Source organism: Pseudomonas putida, assembly GCF_009883635.2.
Classification (GTDB): Bacteria; Pseudomonadota; Gammaproteobacteria; order Pseudomonadales; family Pseudomonadaceae; genus Aquipseudomonas; species Aquipseudomonas putida_W.
This window is the reverse complement of sequence record NZ_CP026115.2, coordinates 1,991,852-2,008,597: the sequence shown is the minus strand read 5'-3', so window position 1 is coordinate 2,008,597 and position 16,746 is coordinate 1,991,852. Positions and strand designations below refer to the sequence as shown.

The window sequence follows — 16,746 nt, the reverse complement described above, 5'->3', positions numbered from 1 at the left end:
TACAGGAATAAAGTGTTTCCGGCTGTTCAAATAATCACCAATCGTCTTGCTTGTACGCCCCGCCTTCTCTACAATTGCGCCCCTTGCCGAGCTGGCAGGCGCCTATGTGCCTCCCCTCCGTGCAAGACATACAGTGTCATTCACTCCTTGTCTGACCAGATACGCTGGCAGACTACTAACCCGTAAGGAGCATTCATGCGTCATTACGAAATCATCTTCCTGGTTCACCCGGACCAGAGCGAGCAAGTCGGCGGCATGGTTGAGCGTTACACCAAGCTGATCGAAGAAGATGGCGGCAAGATCCACCGCCTGGAAGACTGGGGCCGTCGTCAACTGGCCTACGCAATCAACAATGTTCACAAGGCTCACTACGTGATGCTGAACGTTGAGTGCACCGGCAAGGCCCTGGCCGAGCTGGAAGACAACTTCCGCTACAACGATGCCGTTATCCGTAACCTCGTCATCCGTCGCGACGAAGCCGTAACCGGCCAGTCCGAGATGCTGAAGGCTGAAGAAAACCGCAGCGAGCGCCGTGAGCGTCGTGAGCGTCCTGAGCATGCTGAGTCCGCCGACGGCGACGACAGCAATGACAGCGACTCCAGCGATAACGCTGACGAGTAATCCACGGACCTTTAGAGGAGCCTATTAAATGGCACGTTTCTTCCGTCGTCGTAAATTCTGCCGCTTCACTGCTGAAGACGTGAAAGAGATCGACTTCAAAGATCTCAACACCCTGAAAGCTTACGTATCCGAAACCGGCAAGATCGTTCCAAGCCGTATCACCGGTACCAAAGCTCGTTATCAGCGTCAGCTGGCTACCGCTATCAAGCGCGCCCGCTTCCTGGCCCTGCTGCCCTACACCGACAGCCACGGCCGCTGAGACCGGGTCGTCGACAAGCAGTAAGGGATTAGCATGCGAGCGTTAGCAAGTTTCATCATGCGCGGTCGTGTGCAGGCCACCCTGGTGGTGGTCATCAGCGCGGTACTGCCGCTGCTGTTCTGGTTGAGTGCCGCTGCCGGCAGCCTTGTGCTGCTGCGGCGTGGGTTCAAGGATGCTTCAACGGTCATCGCCGGCGGCCTGCTGGCCGGGCTGGCCGTGTGGTTCATGGGCGATCCGATCACCTTCCTGGTGATTGCCGGTGCCCTGGGCCTGGCCGCGCTGTTGCGCGCCGAGCATCCCTGGAGCCGTGTGCTGGTCGCCAGTGCCGTGTTTGCCGTGGTTTTCAGCCTCGTGCTCGACATGGCCCTGGCGCAGACCTTCGATGTGCTGGCCAAGGCGTTTGCCGAAGCCATGCCGAAAATCGAAGGCGAGCCGGTGCTCTCCGGTGAGCTGATCCGCCCTGTGCTGGTCGCTTCCACAGCAGTGACGGTGCAATTGTTCAGCGTGTTGGCCCTGGTGCTGGCGCGTTATTGGCAGGCAGCGTTGTACAACCCTGGAGGCTTCGGTCGCGAGTTTCGCGAACTGAAGTTGCCGAAACAGACCATGGCGGTCTTGGTGGCAGTGATGGTGGTGGCTCCGTTTATCGGGTCGCAGTTCATCATCCTGGCATCGGCGTCGAGCCTGGTACTGGTGCTGGCTGGCATCGCCTTGATGCACGGCCTTGTGGCGCAGGGGCGACTGGCCGGTTTCTGGCTGGTGGGCATGTACGTGACGTTGCCGCTGATCATGCAGCTGATCTACCCGTTGCTGATGGTCCTGGCCATTGTCGACAGCCTGATTGATTTTCGCGGTCGCAAGTCCCCTCCGGGGAAAGACTCCGCGAACGGTGAAGGTTAAAAGTTAAGAGGTTTTACCAAATGGAACTGATCCTGCTGGAAAAAGTCGCTAACCTGGGCAACCTGGGCGACAAAGTTAAAGTTAAGGCTGGTTACGGCCGTAACTTCCTGCTGCCATTCGGCAAGGCCACCGTTGCCAACGCCGCCAACCTGGCTGCGTTCGAAGAGCGTCGCGCCGAGCTGGAAAAAGCAGCTGCTGACCGTAAAGCTTCGGCTGAAAGCCGTGCTGCCCAACTGGCCGAGCTGGAAGTGACCATCACTGCCACCGCTGGCGACGAAGGCAAGCTGTTCGGTTCGATCGGCACCCACGACATCGCTGACGCCCTGACCGCCTCCGGCGTTGAAGTGGCCAAAGCTGAAGTTCGTCTGCCGAACGGCACCATCCGTCAGGTTGGCGAATACGACGTAGCCGTGCACCTGCACAGCGACGTTGAAGCCACCGTACGTGTGGTCGTCGTAGCTGCCTAAGCTGCGCTGACTGGTGGTCCCTCACGGGATAGCCGGTTAACATCGGGCACGGTCCTGTTCATTCAGGCCGTGCCCTTTGTCTTTTTCATCCTCCAGAATTCTTTCGTGGCCATGAACGAGATCACCAACTCCGAACAGCTCGACCTGCAAACCGCTGCCCTGAAGGTGCCGCCGCATTCCATCGAGGCCGAACAGGCCGTGCTCGGTGGCCTGATGCTGGACAACAATGCCTGGGAGCGGGTGCTGGACCAGGTGTCGGATGGCGATTTCTACCGGCATGACCACCGCCTGATCTTCCGTGCCGTGCACAAGTTGGCCGACGCCAACCAGCCATTCGACGTGGTGACCCTGCACGAGCAGCTGGACAAGGAAGGCGTCTCTTCCCAGGTCGGCGGCCTGGCGTACCTGGCCGAATTGGCCAAGAACACCCCGTCGGTGGCCAACATCAAGGCCTACGCCGCGATCATCCGCGAGCGGGCCACGCTGCGCCAGCTGATCAGCATCAGCACCGACATCGCCGACAACGCCTTCAACCCGCAAGGGCGGGGCGCTGCAGAAATCCTCGACGATGCCGAACGGCAGATTTTCCAGATCGCCGAGGCGCGGCCGAAAACCGGCGGCCCGGTGGGCGTCAACGAACTGTTGACCATGGCCATCGACCGCATCGACACGCTGTTCAACTCCGACAGCGACATCACCGGCGTGTCCACCGGCTTCACCGACCTGGACGAGAAGACCAGCGGCCTGCAGGCAGCCGACCTGATCATCGTCGCCGGCCGTCCGTCGATGGGTAAGACCACCTTCGCCATGAACCTGGTGGAGAACGCCGTGCTGCGTAGCGAAAAGGCGGTGCTGGTGTTTTCTCTCGAGATGCCAGGTGAATCGCTGATCATGCGTATGCTTTCGTCGCTTGGGCGCATCGACCAGACCAAGGTGCGTTCCGGTCAGCTGGATGACGACGACTGGCCGCGCCTGACCTCGGCAGTCAACCTGCTCAACGACCGCAAGCTGTTCATCGACGACACCGCCGGCATCAGCCCTTCGGAAATGCGTGCGCGTACCCGTCGTCTGGCCCGTGAGCACGGTGAAATCGGCATGATCATGGTCGACTACCTGCAGCTGATGCAGATTCCAGGGTCGGCCGGTGACAACCGCACCAACGAGATTTCCGAGATCTCCCGATCCCTCAAGGCCCTGGCCAAGGAATTCAACTGCCCGGTAATCGCCCTGTCGCAGCTGAACCGCTCCCTGGAACAGCGGCCGAACAAACGCCCGGTCAACTCCGACTTGCGTGAATCCGGTGCAATCGAGCAGGACGCCGACGTGATCATGTTCGTGTACCGCGACGAGGTGTACCACCCCGAGACCGAGCACAAGGGCGTGGCCGAAATCATCATCGGTAAACAGCGGAACGGCCCTATCGGCTTCGTGCGCCTGGCGTTCATCGGCAAGTACACCCGCTTCGAGAACCTCGCGCCGGGCATGTACAACTTCGACGACGACGAATAAGCCACTGGCCTCACATGAATCCGACAACCACCGTCGGATTTGGTCAAAATTTGTGCTATATTCCGCGCCCGCGATTTCCCTGCACACCAGAACCGGTCACTGACATGCAAGCAGCCAAACCACTCTACGACTATCCCAAGTACTGGGCCGAATGCTTCGGGCCAGCACCGTTCCTGCCGATGAGCAGGGAGGAGATGGATCAGCTCGGCTGGGATTCCTGCGACATCATCATCGTGACCGGGGATGCCTACGTCGACCACGCGTCGTTCGGCATGGCCATCATCGGCCGCCTGCTGGAAGCCCAGGGCTTCCGCGTGGGCATCATTGCGCAGCCAAACTGGCAGTCCAAAGACGACTTCATGAAGCTCGGCGAGCCAAACCTCTTCTTTGGCGTAGCCGCCGGCAACATGGACTCGATGATCAACCGCTATACCGCGGACAAGAAGATCCGTTCCGACGACGCCTATACCCCGGGTGGCCTGGCGGGCAAGCGCCCTGACCGTGCCAGTCTGGTGTACAGCCAGCGCTGCAAGGAAGCCTACAAGCATGTCCCCATCGTATTGGGCGGCATCGAGGCCTCGCTGCGTCGTATCGCGCATTATGACTACTGGCAGGACAAGGTCCGCCATTCGATCCTGATCGACGCCAGCGCCGACATCTTGCTGTACGGCAACGCCGAACGGGCCATCGTTGAAGTGGCCCAGCGCCTGTCGCAGGGTGAGAGCATCGAGCAGATCACCGACGTGCGCGGCACCGCGTTCGTGCGCCGTGACACGCCGCAGGGCTGGTACGAGATCGACTCTACCCGTATCGACCGCCCAGGCCGCGTCGACAAGATCATCAACCCGTACGTGAACACCCAGGACACCCAGGCTTGCGCCATCGAGCAGGCCAAGGGGGACCAGGAAGACCCGAACGAAGCCAAGGTCGTACAAATCCTCGACAGCCCGAGCGTGACCCGGGAAAAGTCGGTGATCCGCCTGCCGTCGTTCGAAAAGGTGCGTAACGATCCGGTGCTCTATGCCCACGCCAACCGCGTGCTGCACCTGGAGACCAACCCCGGTAATGCCCGCGCCCTGGTGCAGAAGCACGGTGAAGTGGATGTGTGGTTCAACCCGCCACCCATTCCCATGACCACCGAGGAAATGGACTACGTGTTCGGCATGCCCTACGCGCGTATTCCGCACCCGGCCTACGGCAAGGAGCGCATCCCGGCCTACGAGATGATCCGTTTCTCGGTGAACATCATGCGTGGCTGCTTCGGTGGCTGCACCTTCTGCTCGATCACCGAGCACGAAGGCCGCATCATCCAGAACCGCTCCCACGAGTCGATCCTGCACGAAATCGAGGAGATGCGTGACAAGGTGCCGGGCTTCACTGGCGTGGTCTCCGACCTTGGCGGCCCGACTGCCAACATGTACCGCATCGCCTGCAAGAGCCACGACATCGAGAAGCACTGCCGCAAGCCGTCGTGCGTGTTCCCGGGCATCTGCGAGAACCTCAACACCGACCACAGTTCGCTGATCGAGCTGTACCGCAAGGCCCGTGCATTGCCGGGCGTGAAGAAGATCCTGATCGCCTCGGGCCTGCGCTACGACCTGGCAGTGGAATCGCCGGAGTACGTCAAGGAGCTGGTCACCCACCACGTTGGCGGCTACCTGAAGATTGCCCCGGAGCACACCGAGCGTGGCCCGCTGGACAAGATGATGAAACCGGGCATCGGTACCTACGACCGCTTCAAGCGCATGTTCGAGAAGTTCTCGAAAGAGGCGGGCAAGGAGCAGTACCTGATCCCGTACTTCATCGCCGCGCACCCGGGCACCACCGACGAAGACATGATGAACCTGGCCCTGTGGCTCAAGGGCAACGGCTTCCGCGCCGACCAGGTGCAGGCTTTCTACCCGTCGCCAATGGCATCGGCCACGGCCATGTACCACTCGGGCAAGAACCCGCTGCGCAAGGTCACGTACAAGAGCGAAGGGGTGGAGATCGTCAAGAGCGAGGAGCAGCGCCGCCTGCACAAGGCGTTCCTGCGCTATCACGATCCGAAGGGCTGGCCGATGCTGCGTGAAGCCCTTCAGCGCATGGGCCGTGCCGATCTGATCGGACCGGGCAAGCACCAGCTGATCCCGCTGCACCAGCCGCAGACCGACACGTACCAGAGCGCGCGCCGCAAGAACTCGACCCCGGCCGGCAGCCACAAGGTGGGCAAGGACCAGAAGATCCTGACCCAGCACACCGGCCTGCCGCCGCGTGGCAGCGATGGCAGCAAGCCGTGGGACAAGCGCGAGAAGGCCAAGGCCGAGGCGTTTGCCCGCAACCAGCAGGCGGCCAAGGAGCGCAAGGAAGCCGCCAAGGGTGGTGGCGGCAAGGGCAAGAAGCCGCGCCAGCCAGTGATCCCGCGCTAACTGCCCCCTTTTGGGACCGCTTTGCGGTCCTTTCGCGACACAAGGCCGCTCCCACATTGATCGGCGTACGCAGTGCTTTGTGGGAGCGGCCTTGTGTCGCGAAAGGGCTGCAAAGCAGCCCCAACATCTCGGATCAGTCTGGCTTCTTGTCGACCCACTTGGGGAGTACTGGCGACTCGAACCGCTCCATCCCGTCCAGCAGCTCATCTGCCTGCTGCGCCAGCAGCAACATGGCCCGATGCTGCGGCCGTACGAAGCCTTCTTCGACGATATGGTCGAGGAACCCGCCGAGCTTTTCATAGAAGCCATTTACATCAAGCAGCCCCAGCGGCTTGGCGTGATAGCCCAATTGCCCCCAGGTCCACACCTCGAACAGCTCCTCCAGCGTACCCAGACCGCCCGGCAGGGCAATGAAGGCATCGCTCAGCTCGGCCATGCGCGCCTTGCGCGCATGCATGCCGTCGACCACTTCCAGACGGCTCAGGCCTTTATGGCCGATCTCGGCATTGATCAGGCTTTGCGGAATGATCCCGATCACTTCGCCACCGGCCGCCATGACCGCATCGGCGACGGTGCCCATCAGGCCGACCGCACCTCCGCCATAAACCAGGGTCAGGCCGCGGCGGGCAATGGCCTGGCCAAGCGCAACGGCCGCTTCACGGTAGGCGGGGTTGGCGCCGATACTGGCGCCACAGAACACACAAACGGAACGTACAGACATCGTGCTTCTCCAGTCATATCGCTGACAGGGTAAAGCGAATAGTCTGACGTCTCCAACGCCGGTTTTACTCCGGACGGGAGAATTCGCAGCTGGCACCCGTGGCCCCGTGGGCGTAGGCGGCGAGCAGGCTGTTCATGAAACTTGCGAGGGACATTGCGGTTGCTCCTAAATGAGAGGTTGTCCCATCGTCTATTAAAAGGGCATGATGTGCCCTTAGATTGGTTGTATACAATCCATTGAACAATTCAACTGGCTGGCCACTTGACACCCCCTTGACCCATATCAGCAGGGGGCAGAACGGTTTCAGGCAGTCTCGCAATTGATAAAACCCTGCCAAGGAGATTCATGATGTTTGCGAAAGCTGTAGCGGTATCCCTGCTGACCCTCGCCAGCGCCTCTGTCTTCGCAGCCGAGTGCTCGGTGACCGTCGACTCGACCGACCAGATGTCCTACACCAGCAAGGAATTCACCGTCGACAAGAGCTGCAAGGAATTCACCGTCAAACTGACCCACTCCGGCAGCCTGCCGAAGAACGTGATGGGCCATAACCTGGTGATCAGCAAGACTGCAGACATGCAGGGCATTGCTACCGAAGGTATGAGCAAAGGCCTGGAGAACGACTACATCAATGCCGCCAACGCCGGGATCATCGCCCACACCAAGATGATCGGCGCGCCGGAAAAAGAAACCGAAGTGAAGTTCGACACTTCCAAGCTGGAAGCCGGTGGTGACTACAGCTTCTTCTGCACCTTCCCGGGCCACATCTCGATGATGAAGGGCAAGGTCGTCGTCAAGTAATGAAAGTTGTGTAGGCCTCTCGGGCCTGTTCGCGGGGCAAGCCCGCTCCTACAGGGGATACTGGTTCCCTTGTAGGAGCGGGCTTGCCCCGCGAAGCTTTTATGGGGCGAACGGCAGTTCGCGCTTGTGCTGGGTCTTGCGGTAGGTGGCGACGATGATGTCGAAGGCAGCCTGATCCACCGGCAGCCCATGCAGGAAGGCATCGATCTGCTTGTAGGTCACGCCGTGCGAAGCCTCGTCCGGCTTGCCCGGCTCCAGGTCTTCCAGGTCCGCCGTCGGTACCTTCTCCACCAGCGATTCCGGCGCACCAAAGCTGCGCGCAATCGCCCGCACCTGGTTCTTCACCAGCCCGCTCAGCGGCGCCAGGTCGCAGGCACCATCACCGAACTTGGTAAAGAAGCCCATCACCGCCTCGGCGGCGTGGTCGGTACCGATCACCAGGCCCGCGCGGGCACCGGCAATGGTGTACTGGGCAACCATGCGGGTGCGTGCCTTGACGTTGCCGACGACGAAGTCCACCAAGGTCGGCGAGCCATTTTTCAGCTCTACCACTTCCGCTGCCAGTGCGCGCACGGCCGGGGCGATGTCGACGGTGTGCACCTCATCGGCCTTGATCACCTCCAGGCAAGCCTGGGCGTCGTGCTCGTCATGCTGCACCTGGTACGGCAGGCGCACGGCGATGAAGGTGTAGGCCTTGTCGCCGGTTTCGGCGCGCAGCTCGTTGACGGCGCGCTGGGCGAGCAGGGCGGCGGTCAGCGAATCGACGCCGCCGCTGATGCCCAGCACCAGGGTCTTGAGCCGGGCATTGGCCAGGCAGTCCTTGATGAACGCCACGCGCCGGGCGACTTCGGCCTCGAGCGCAGCGGCGTCGGCGAACGGCGGCTGTACCTTTAGCGCCTGGGCAATCTCTTGCTGAACCGCTTGCATGGGTTACTCCTTGCTGGGGACTTTGAATACGTGACGCATGTAGGCGACGAAGTTCTCATCGCGGCACTGGGTCTTGGCGGCTTCGTCGGAGATCTTGGCCACCGGCGAGCCGTTGCAGTCGGTCATTTTAAGCACGATGTTCATCGGCGCCACACCGGGGATGTCGCAGGTGAGGTTGGTGCCGATGCCGAAACTGACGTTGATGCGACCGCGCAGGGCACGGAAGATCTCCAGCGAACGGGTCAGGTTGAGGCCATCGGAAAACACCAGGGTCTTGGTCATCGGGTCGATGCCCAGCTTCTGGTAATGGGCGATGGCCTTTTCCGCCCAGGCCACCGGCTCGCCCGAGTCATGGCGCAGGCCGTCGAACAGCTTGGCAAAGTACAAGTCGAAATCGTTGAGGAAGGCATCCATGGTGATGCAGTCGGTCAGGGCGATGCCGAGCAGGCCGCGGTACTCGCGAACCCAGCAGTCCAGCGCGGCGATCTGGCTGTCGATCAGGCGCGGGCCGAGCTGCTGGTGGGCCATGATCCATTCGTGGGCCATGGTGCCCAGTGGCTTGATATCCAGTTTCCATGCCAGGTCGACGTTGCTGGTGCCGACGAAGCGGCCCGGGAAGTCGTCGCGCAGTACACGCACCACGTCTTCCTGCACGCGGCTGGAAAAGCGCCGGCGGGTGCCGAAGTCGGCTACCTGCAGTTCGGCCAGTTCGTCGTCGCTGGCGTGGGCGCGCAGCCAGTCGAACTTGCGATACAGCTGATCACGGGCTTCGGCCAGGCGCATGCGCGGGTGCAGGTGGCGATTGCGCACTTCGCTGATGATGGCCAGCAGCGGCACTTCGAACAGGATCACGTGCAGCCAGGGGCCTTTCAGGCGCAGGAACAGCTGGTCGTTCTCGATGCCGATGCGCACATAGCGCAGGTTGAAGCGGAACAGGCGCAGAAAGCGCAGGAAGTCGGGCTTGAGGAAAGTGATGCGTTCGAGAAAGGCCGGCTGGCCATCATCCAGGGTCAGGTCGGCGAGCAGTTCGAGCTGATGGCGAATCTCGCCAAGGTAGGGGCGCAGGTCCTCGCCATTGCGGCAGCGGAATTCCCATTCGACGTCGGCGTCTGGGTAGTTGTGTAGCACGCCCTGCATCATGGTGAGCTTGTAGAAGTCTGTGTCGAGCAGGTTGTGCACGATGCGCTCGGCGAATGCGCTCTCGCTCATCAAAAGGGGCTCCAGAAGCGGCGAATGGGGGACATTGTGCCAGTCTTTTGAGTCTTGTTGTGTCTAAGCCGGCCTCTTCGCGGGCAAGCCCGCTCCCACAGAGGCCGCGTAATAGCCAAATCAGGTGTTTTTCCGTGCACCAGCTAGCCTTGAAACAGTGCTGCCTGTAGCAGTCGCGCACCAGCGGTGTGCACTTCGGTGACGTCCACTGTTACAGGGCGGTTGCACGTAAACACTTGCCAGGGTTGCAATGATGGCACTCGACGGTTGCTCCTTGTCTGTACGTGTGGTGGCGCCTGCCGCGTGGCAGACGGTTGCACGCTCAATAAAGAAAAGGCCGTCGGTCGCCAGGGGGCGATCTTTGCAGTGTGTTTTCCCGGAAGACAAAACCGATGGCACGGCCCTTGCTCTGAGCACAGGGCTGAGTAGTTGTAGTGCCACACTAAAAAAACTCTAGGAGCACCACCTCATGTCGCAGACGTTTTACAAGAAAGGTTTCCTGGCTCTTGCCGTAGCTACGGCACTGGGTGTTTCTTCGTATGTTCAGGCCGACGTCAAGATCGGCGTCGCGGGCCCCATGACCGGGGCCAACGCAGCGTTTGGCGAGCAGTACATGAAAGGTGCGCAGGCAGCGGCCGACAAGATCAACGCCGCCGGCGGCGTGAATGGCGAGAAGATCGTCCTGGTGAAAGGCGATGACGCCTGCGAGCCGAAGCAGGCCGTGGCCGTGGCCAACCGCCTGGTCGACCAGGACAAGGTGATCGGCGTGGTCGGTCACTTCTGTTCCTCCAACACCATCCCGGCCTCCGAGGTATATGACGAAGCCGGCGTGATCGCCATCACCCCAGGCTCCACCAACCCACAGGTCACCGAGCGCGGCCTTTCTGCCATGTTCCGCATGTGCGGCCGTGACGACCAGCAGGGTATCGTCGCCGGGGACTACATCGTCGACGTGCTCAAGGGCAAGAAGGTCGCGGTGCTGCACGACAAGGACACCTACGGCCAGGGCCTGGCCGATGCGACCAAGGCGCAGTTGGAGAAGCGCGGCGTCAAGCCGGTGCTTTATGAAGGCCTGACCCGAGGCGAGAAAGACTTCAGCGCCGTGGTCACCAAGATCCGCGCTGCCGGTGCCGACGTGGTCTACTTCGGTGGCCTGCACCCGGAGGCCGGCCCGCTTGTGCGCCAGCTGCGTGAGCAGGGCCTGAAGGACGTCAAGTTCATGTCCGATGACGGCATCGTCACCGACGAACTGGTGTCTACCGCAGGCGGTGCGCAGTATGTCGATGGCGTGTACATGACATTCGGCGCCGACCCTCGCCTGCTGCCAGACAGCAAGGCGGTGGTGGAAGAGTTCCGCAAGGCCGGTACCGAGCCTGAAGGCTACACCCTGTACGCCTACGCCTCGCTGCAGGCCCTGGCCGCTGCGTTCAACGGTGCCAAGTCGAACAAGGGCGAAGATGCCGCCAAGTGGCTCAAGGCCAACCCGGTCAAGACCGTCATGGGTGAGAAGAAGTGGGACAGCAAGGGTGACCTGACCGTGTCCGACTACGTGGTCTACCAGTGGGACAAGGACGGCAAGTACCACCAGCTGGAAAAACAAAAATAATAACGGCAGCTGGCCCGGACGCCCGTCCGGGCCATTGCCCCTGCGGTACCTGTCCTTATTCGGAGACGTGCACGGTTCTGCGCTGCCAGGCCCGCTTTATCCGTGGCTTGTGGTCGTCAGCACTGGTGCAGTCTCGCTCAGGTGAGATTGCGTTATGGATGGTATTTTCCTGCAGCAACTGGTCAATGGCCTGACCCTTGGGTCGGTCTATGGCCTGATCGCCATCGGCTACACAATGGTCTATGGCATCATCGGCATGATCAACTTCGCGCACGGCGAGGTGTACATGATCTCCGCGTACCTCGCGGCGATCAGCCTGGCATTGCTGGCTTATTTCGGTATCGAGTCGTTCCCCCTGTTGATGCTGGGCACGCTGTTGTTCACCATCGTCGTCACGGGCGTGTATGGCTTCACCATCGAACGCATCGCCTACAAACCCCTGCGTAACTCCACCCGCCTGGCACCGCTGATCAGTGCCATCGGCATCTCGCTGATCCTGCAGAACTATGCACAGATCAGCCAGGGCGCCCGCCAGCAAGGCGTGCCGACCCTGCTCGAAGGCGCCATGCGCATCGAAGTCGGCACCGGCTTCGTGCAACTGACATACACCAAGATCTTTATCCTGGTGGCGGCATTCCTCGGCATGGGTCTGCTCACCTATGTGATCAAGTACACCAAGCTCGGCCGCATGTGCCGCGCTACCCAGCAAGACCGCAAGATGGCCTCGATCCTTGGCATCAACACCGACCGGGTGATTTCCTACGTGTTCGTCATTGGTGCGGTGATGGCCGCTCTGGCCGGCGTGCTGATCACCCTCAACTACGGCACCTTCGACTTCTACGCCGGCTTCATCATCGGTATCAAGGCGTTCACCGCCGCGGTACTGGGTGGCATCGGTTCGCTGCCAGGCGCCATGCTCGGCGGGATCATCCTGGGGATTTCCGAGTCGTTGTTCTCTGGCCTGATCAACTCCGACTACAAGGACGTGTTCAGCTTCTCGCTGCTGGTGATGATCCTTATCTTCCGCCCACAAGGCCTGCTGGGTCGCCCGCTCGTGGCTAAGGTGTGAACATGTCGATTGCCAAGATTGCCTCTGCCTCTGAAACCAAAGGTTTCGATATCAAGCGCAGCCTGCTCGAGACCATCGTCGCCGGCCTGCTGGCGCTCATCGTGTTCGGCCCGATCGTCGGTGTGGTACTCGACGGCTACACCTTCAACGCCGAACCACGCCGGGTGGCGTGGCTGGTCGGCGGGGTGATGCTCGGGCGCTTCCTGCTCAGCCTGTACGTGCAGACCGCCGCCGGGCGGCGCATGCTCGAAGGCTTCGACAGCGGCGGGTCGGGTGTGCACGTCAACGCGCCGGACTACAAGTCGCGGTTGCGCTACATCATCCCGGCGCTGGTGGTGATCGCCATCATCTTCCCGGTATTCGCCAACAAGTACCTGCTGACCGTGGTCATCCTCGGCCTGATCTACGTTCTGCTGGGCCTGGGCCTGAATATCGTGGTCGGCCTCGCCGGCTTGCTCGACCTGGGCTATGTGGCGTTCTACGCCATCGGCGCCTATGGCCTGGCGCTGGGCTACCAGTACCTCGGCCTGGGCTTCTGGAGTGTGTTGCCGCTGGCGGCCATCGCCGCAGCGTTGGCGGGGTGCATCCTCGGCTTCCCGGTCTTGCGAATGCACGGTGACTACCTGGCGATCGTGACCTTGGGCTTCGGTGAGATCATCCGCCTGGTGCTGAACAACTGGCTGTCGTTCACTGGCGGCCCGAACGGCATGCCGGCGCCGTCGCCGACCTTCTTCGGCCTGGAATTCGGCCGCCGGGCCAAGGACGGCGGGGTGCCGATCCATGAGTTCCTCGGCATCGACTACAACGCCAACCTCAAGTTCGTGTTCATCTACGCCGTGCTGTTCATCGTCGTGCTGGCGGTGCTGTACATCAAGCACCGGCTGACCCGCATGCCGGTCGGCCGCGCCTGGGAAGCCCTGCGCGAAGACGAGATCGCCTGCCGCTCGATGGGCCTGAACCACGTACTGGTCAAGCTCTCGGCCTTCACCCTCGGTGCTTCCACCGCAGGCCTGGCGGGGGTGTTCTTTGCCACCTACCAGGGCTTCGTCAACCCATCCTCGTTCACCTTCTTCGAGTCGGCGCTGATCCTCGCCATCGTCGTGCTCGGTGGCATGGGCTCGACCGTTGGCGTGGTGATCGCGGCGTTCGTGCTGACCGTGGCACCAGAGCTGCTGCGCAGCTTCTCGGAATACCGCGTGCTGCTGTTCGGTGTGCTGATGGTGCTGATGATGATCTGGCGACCGCGTGGGCTGATCCGCATCAGCCGTACCGGTGTGACCCCGCGTAAAGGAGTGGCGCCATGAGCGACGAAATCATTCTCTCGGTCGACAACCTGATGATGCAGTTTGGCGGCATCAAGGCGCTCAGCGACGTCAGCCTGAAGGTCAAGCGCAATCAGATCTTCGCCCTGATCGGCCCCAACGGCGCCGGCAAGACTACCGTGTTCAACTGCCTGACCGGTTTCTACAAGGCCAGTGGCGGGCGCATCGAGCTGAACGTGCGCGGCAGCCACACCAATGTCATCCAGCTGCTTGGCGAGCGCTTCCAGGCGGCGGATTTCGTGTCGCCTGCGCGCTTTGCCAACCGTCTGTACTACAAGATGTTCGGCGGTACCCACCTGGTCAACCGCGCAGGTCTGGCGCGGACTTTCCAGAACATCCGCCTGTTCAAGGAAATGTCGGTGGTGGAAAACCTGCTGGTGGCCCAGCACATGTGGGTCAACCGCAACTTGCTGGCCGGGGTGCTCAACACCAAGGCCTACCGCAAGGCCGAGAGCGACGCCCTGGACCACGCGTTCTACTGGCTGGAAGTGGTCGACCTGGTCGATTGCGCCAACCGCCTGGCGGGTGAACTGTCCTACGGCCAGCAGCGGCGCCTGGAAATCGCCCGGGCCATGTGCACGCGGCCGAAGATCATCTGCCTGGACGAGCCGGCTGCCGGCCTCAATCCGCAGGAGACCGAGGCCCTGAGCCGCATGATCCGCGTGCTGCGTGACGAGCACGACATCACCGTGGTGCTGATCGAACACGACATGGGCATGGTCATGAGCATTTCCGACCATATCGTCGTGCTCGACCACGGCAACGTGATCGCCGAAGGCGCGCCGCAGGAAATCCGCCACAACCCGACGGTGATCGCCGCCTACCTGGGTGCCGACGAAGAGGAACTGGTATGACTGCACCCATTCTCGAACTGAAGGAACTGGACGTGTTCTACGGGCCGATCCAGGCGCTGAAAAAGGTGTCGATGCACATCAACGAAGGTGAAACGGTGAGCCTTATCGGTGCCAACGGCGCTGGCAAGTCAACGCTGCTGATGTCGATCTTCGGCCAGCCGCGAGCGGCGTCTGGGCATATCGTCTACCGGGGCACCGACATCACCCGCAAGTCGTCGCACTACATCGCCTCCAACGGCATCGCCCAGTCGCCGGAAGGCCGCCGGGTGTTCCCCGACATGACCGTCGAGGAAAACCTGATGATGGGGACCATCCCCATCGGCGACAAATACGCCACTGAAGACATGCAGCGCATGTTCGAGCTGTTCCCGCGCCTGAAGGAGCGGCGTAACCAGCGGGCCATGACCATGTCCGGTGGCGAGCAGCAGATGCTGGCCATTGCCCGGGCGCTGATGAGCCGGCCGAAACTGTTGCTGCTTGACGAGCCATCGCTGGGGCTGGCGCCGATCGTGGTCAAGCAGATCTTCGCGACCCTGCGCGAACTGGCCAAGAGCGGGATGACCATCTTCCTGGTGGAGCAGAACGCCAACCATGCGCTGAAGTTGTCGGACCGGGCTTATGTGATGGTCAACGGGCAGATCCGCATGAGCGGGACGGGGCAGGAGCTGCTGGTCAATGAAGAGGTGCGCAACGCCTACCTTGGCGGGCATTGAGTTGCATTCGGGGGTTGCCAGGCAGCCCCCGGTTCAAATGTGGACAACTTGGCGCATATCTTTCTCGACCCACTCGACAATCCCCTCGCAAGCCCTTGTTTCTACGGGTTGAATCTTTTCCACGATTAATGTGGAACCGCCTGTGGAAAACATGGTGGCATCTCGCTCTATCCCTTTGTCTGCAAGGCCTGCAAGGCTCTGCTCATAAAATGATCAGATGCTCTTTGTGCATGATTTCACGCGCATTTTTTGCACAGGCCAAGCCCCGCGAAAAGTGCTTCAATGCCTGTGGATAAGTCTGTGGGAAAGCCTTGGACAGACCGCTGCAGGCGGCATGCTTGAAAGCGTTGCGCCATCACCGAAAAGATATCCACTGACCACGACAGGCTGAAAGGGTTCCGCGCCGTGGACAAGTTGCCCCCAATCCGTGGGGAAAGCCTTGTGGATAACATGCGCATAGCTGGCGGCGAGCCCTCTGCTACAAGGGTTTGGCGCATATGAACAAAAAATGAACAGCGGCCTGGGCGGCTTGCTGTCAACGCCCGGCGCGGGCATGCTGCAAAGCTGTCGATGACAACCTACCGTGAGGAACAGAGCATGACATCCACCGTATTCATCACCGGCGCAACTTCCGGTTTTGGCGAGGCCACCGCCCGCCGCTTCGCCGAAGCCGGCTGGAAGCTGGTACTCACCGGCCGTCGCAAGGATCGCCTGGATGCCCTGTGTGCCGAACTGTCAGCCAAGACCGAAGTGCACGGCCTGGCCGTCGACGTGCGTGATCGCAAGGCCATGGAGCAGGCCATCGCCAGCCTGCCGGCCGGTTTCGACAAACTGCGCGGCCTGGTCAACAATGCCGGCCTGGCGCTGGGTGTGGACGCGGCGCAGAACTGCAGCCTGGACGACTGGGAAACCATGGTCGACACCAACATCAAGGGCCTGATGTACACCACCCATCTGCTGTTGCCACGCCTGATCGCCTATGGTCGCGGCGCTTCGATCCTCAATGTCGGTTCCGTGGCGGGGAACTACCCATACCCGGGCAGTAACGTGTATGGCGGCACCAAGGCCTTCGTCGGCCAGTTCTCGCTGAGCCTGCGCTGCGACCTGCGCGGCACTGGCGTGCGGGTGAGCAACATCGAGCCGGGCCTGTGCGAGAGTGAGTTCTCGCTGGTGCGCAACAGCGGTGACCAGGCCAAGTACGATGCCACCTACGCGGGCGCGGAGCCTATCCAGCCGCAGGACATCGCCGAAACTATCTTCTGGATCCTCAATCAGCCGGCGCACATCAACATCAACAGCCTCGAGCTGATGCCGGTGCGCCAGGACTTTGCGGGGCTGTCGATCGACCGTTCCACCAGGGACTGAT

The 16,746-nt window shown here is 61.4% G+C and carries 16 protein-coding genes; 13 read left to right on the top strand and 3 right to left on the bottom strand.

Annotated features, from left to right (window positions below; all coding sequences use genetic code 11):
• Positions 1 to 195: 195 nt before the first annotated feature.
• From rpsF to C2H86_RS09215, 6 genes are all read left to right on the top strand, one after another.
• The gene (gene rpsF / locus C2H86_RS09240; RefSeq protein WP_013974420.1) at positions 196 to 621 is read left to right on the top strand and encodes a 30S ribosomal protein S6; all 426 of its coding nucleotides are present in this window, start codon (positions 196 to 198) and stop codon (positions 619 to 621) included.
• A gap of 28 nt (positions 622 to 649) precedes the next feature.
• Positions 650 to 880 (top strand): 30S ribosomal protein S18, encoded by a 231-nt coding sequence (gene rpsR, locus C2H86_RS09235; RefSeq protein ID WP_003249563.1) that lies wholly within the window; start codon positions 650 to 652, stop codon positions 878 to 880.
• Between the two features lie 33 nt (positions 881 to 913).
• Positions 914 to 1,777 carry a hypothetical protein gene (locus C2H86_RS09230; RefSeq protein ID WP_060485666.1) on the top strand — a complete coding sequence of 288 codons (864 nt, stop codon included), beginning with the start codon at positions 914 to 916 and terminating at the stop codon, positions 1,775 to 1,777.
• A gap of 20 nt (positions 1,778 to 1,797) precedes the next feature.
• Positions 1,798 to 2,244 carry a 50S ribosomal protein L9 gene (gene rplI, locus C2H86_RS09225; protein ID WP_008101037.1) on the top strand — a complete coding sequence of 149 codons (447 nt, stop codon included), beginning with the start codon at positions 1,798 to 1,800 and terminating at the stop codon, positions 2,242 to 2,244.
• Between the two features lie 111 nt (positions 2,245 to 2,355).
• The gene (dnaB, locus tag C2H86_RS09220) at positions 2,356 to 3,753 is read left to right on the top strand and encodes a replicative DNA helicase (protein WP_103446235.1); all 1,398 of its coding nucleotides are present in this window, start codon (positions 2,356 to 2,358) and stop codon (positions 3,751 to 3,753) included.
• A gap of 104 nt (positions 3,754 to 3,857) precedes the next feature.
• Positions 3,858 to 6,161, top strand: a complete 2,304-nt coding sequence (locus tag C2H86_RS09215) for a YgiQ family radical SAM protein (protein ID WP_159412315.1) — start codon at positions 3,858 to 3,860, stop codon at positions 6,159 to 6,161.
• 133 nt (positions 6,162 to 6,294) lie between these two features.
• Here the strand turns inward: C2H86_RS09215 and C2H86_RS09210 are convergent, their stop codons facing one another.
• Positions 6,295 to 6,882 carry a TIGR00730 family Rossman fold protein gene (locus C2H86_RS09210; protein ID WP_159412314.1) on the bottom strand — a complete coding sequence of 196 codons (588 nt, stop codon included), beginning with the start codon at positions 6,880 to 6,882 and terminating at the stop codon, positions 6,295 to 6,297.
• Between the two features lie 348 nt (positions 6,883 to 7,230).
• Between C2H86_RS09210 and azu the strand changes: the two genes are divergently transcribed.
• Positions 7,231 to 7,680 (top strand): azurin, encoded by a 450-nt coding sequence (azu, locus tag C2H86_RS09205; protein ID WP_159413074.1) that lies wholly within the window; start codon positions 7,231 to 7,233, stop codon positions 7,678 to 7,680.
• 99 nt (positions 7,681 to 7,779) lie between these two features.
• Here the strand turns inward: azu and nadE are convergent, their stop codons facing one another.
• A complete protein-coding gene (nadE, locus tag C2H86_RS09200) occupies positions 7,780 to 8,607 on the bottom strand; it encodes an ammonia-dependent NAD(+) synthetase (protein WP_159412313.1) in 828 nt (275 codons plus the stop codon).
• 3 nt (positions 8,608 to 8,610) lie between these two features.
• Positions 8,611 to 9,816 (bottom strand): nicotinate phosphoribosyltransferase, encoded by a 1,206-nt coding sequence (gene pncB, locus C2H86_RS09195; protein WP_159412312.1) that lies wholly within the window; start codon positions 9,814 to 9,816, stop codon positions 8,611 to 8,613.
• A 469-nt stretch (positions 9,817 to 10,285) separates the two neighbouring features.
• Here pncB and C2H86_RS09190 point away from each other — a divergent pair, with 469 nt between their 5' ends.
• The 6 genes from C2H86_RS09190 (at position 10,286) to C2H86_RS09165 (ending at position 16,745) form a co-directional block, all read left to right on the top strand.
• On the top strand, positions 10,286 to 11,422 hold the full coding sequence (locus C2H86_RS09190; RefSeq protein ID WP_085676782.1) for a branched-chain amino acid ABC transporter substrate-binding protein: 1,137 nt from the start codon (positions 10,286 to 10,288) through the stop codon (positions 11,420 to 11,422).
• Between the two features lie 154 nt (positions 11,423 to 11,576).
• Positions 11,577 to 12,491: an ABC transporter permease subunit gene (locus C2H86_RS09185; RefSeq protein ID WP_060477936.1), complete on the top strand. Its 915-nt coding sequence runs from the start codon at positions 11,577 to 11,579 to the stop codon at positions 12,489 to 12,491.
• A 2-nt stretch (positions 12,492 to 12,493) separates the two neighbouring features.
• Positions 12,494 to 13,795 (top strand): high-affinity branched-chain amino acid ABC transporter permease LivM, encoded by a 1,302-nt coding sequence (livM, locus tag C2H86_RS09180; RefSeq protein WP_152956978.1) that lies wholly within the window; start codon positions 12,494 to 12,496, stop codon positions 13,793 to 13,795.
• Positions 13,792 to 14,667, top strand: a complete 876-nt coding sequence (locus C2H86_RS09175; RefSeq protein WP_085676784.1) for an ATP-binding cassette domain-containing protein — start codon at positions 13,792 to 13,794, stop codon at positions 14,665 to 14,667. The genes livM and C2H86_RS09175 overlap by 4 nt, the downstream gene beginning before the upstream one ends.
• A complete protein-coding gene (locus C2H86_RS09170) occupies positions 14,664 to 15,380 on the top strand; it encodes an ABC transporter ATP-binding protein (protein WP_159412311.1) in 717 nt (238 codons plus the stop codon). Before C2H86_RS09175 ends, C2H86_RS09170 begins: the two co-directional genes overlap by 4 nt.
• A gap of 597 nt (positions 15,381 to 15,977) precedes the next feature.
• The gene (locus tag C2H86_RS09165) at positions 15,978 to 16,745 is read left to right on the top strand and encodes an SDR family oxidoreductase (RefSeq protein WP_159412310.1); all 768 of its coding nucleotides are present in this window, start codon (positions 15,978 to 15,980) and stop codon (positions 16,743 to 16,745) included.
• Position 16,746: the final 1 nt, after the last annotated feature.

Coding starts and splice junctions, on each gene's coding strand:
- rpsF (WP_013974420.1), top strand. CDS start 196: ATGCGTCATTACGAAATCATCTTCCTGGTTCACCCGGACCAGAGCGAG.
- rpsR (WP_003249563.1), top strand. CDS start 650: ATGGCACGTTTCTTCCGTCGTCGTAAATTCTGCCGCTTCACTGCTGAA.
- C2H86_RS09230 (WP_060485666.1), top strand. CDS start 914: ATGCGAGCGTTAGCAAGTTTCATCATGCGCGGTCGTGTGCAGGCCACC.
- rplI (WP_008101037.1), top strand. CDS start 1,798: ATGGAACTGATCCTGCTGGAAAAAGTCGCTAACCTGGGCAACCTGGGC.
- dnaB (WP_103446235.1), top strand. CDS start 2,356: ATGAACGAGATCACCAACTCCGAACAGCTCGACCTGCAAACCGCTGCC.
- C2H86_RS09215 (WP_159412315.1), top strand. CDS start 3,858: ATGCAAGCAGCCAAACCACTCTACGACTATCCCAAGTACTGGGCCGAA.
- C2H86_RS09210 (WP_159412314.1), bottom strand. CDS start 6,882: ATGTCTGTACGTTCCGTTTGTGTGTTCTGTGGCGCCAGTATCGGCGCC.
- azu (WP_159413074.1), top strand. CDS start 7,231: ATGTTTGCGAAAGCTGTAGCGGTATCCCTGCTGACCCTCGCCAGCGCC.
- nadE (WP_159412313.1), bottom strand. CDS start 8,607: ATGCAAGCGGTTCAGCAAGAGATTGCCCAGGCGCTAAAGGTACAGCCG.
- pncB (WP_159412312.1), bottom strand. CDS start 9,816: ATGAGCGAGAGCGCATTCGCCGAGCGCATCGTGCACAACCTGCTCGAC.
- C2H86_RS09190 (WP_085676782.1), top strand. CDS start 10,286: ATGTCGCAGACGTTTTACAAGAAAGGTTTCCTGGCTCTTGCCGTAGCT.
- C2H86_RS09185 (WP_060477936.1), top strand. CDS start 11,577: ATGGATGGTATTTTCCTGCAGCAACTGGTCAATGGCCTGACCCTTGGG.
- livM (WP_152956978.1), top strand. CDS start 12,494: ATGTCGATTGCCAAGATTGCCTCTGCCTCTGAAACCAAAGGTTTCGAT.
- C2H86_RS09175 (WP_085676784.1), top strand. CDS start 13,792: ATGAGCGACGAAATCATTCTCTCGGTCGACAACCTGATGATGCAGTTT.
- C2H86_RS09170 (WP_159412311.1), top strand. CDS start 14,664: ATGACTGCACCCATTCTCGAACTGAAGGAACTGGACGTGTTCTACGGG.
- C2H86_RS09165 (WP_159412310.1), top strand. CDS start 15,978: ATGACATCCACCGTATTCATCACCGGCGCAACTTCCGGTTTTGGCGAG.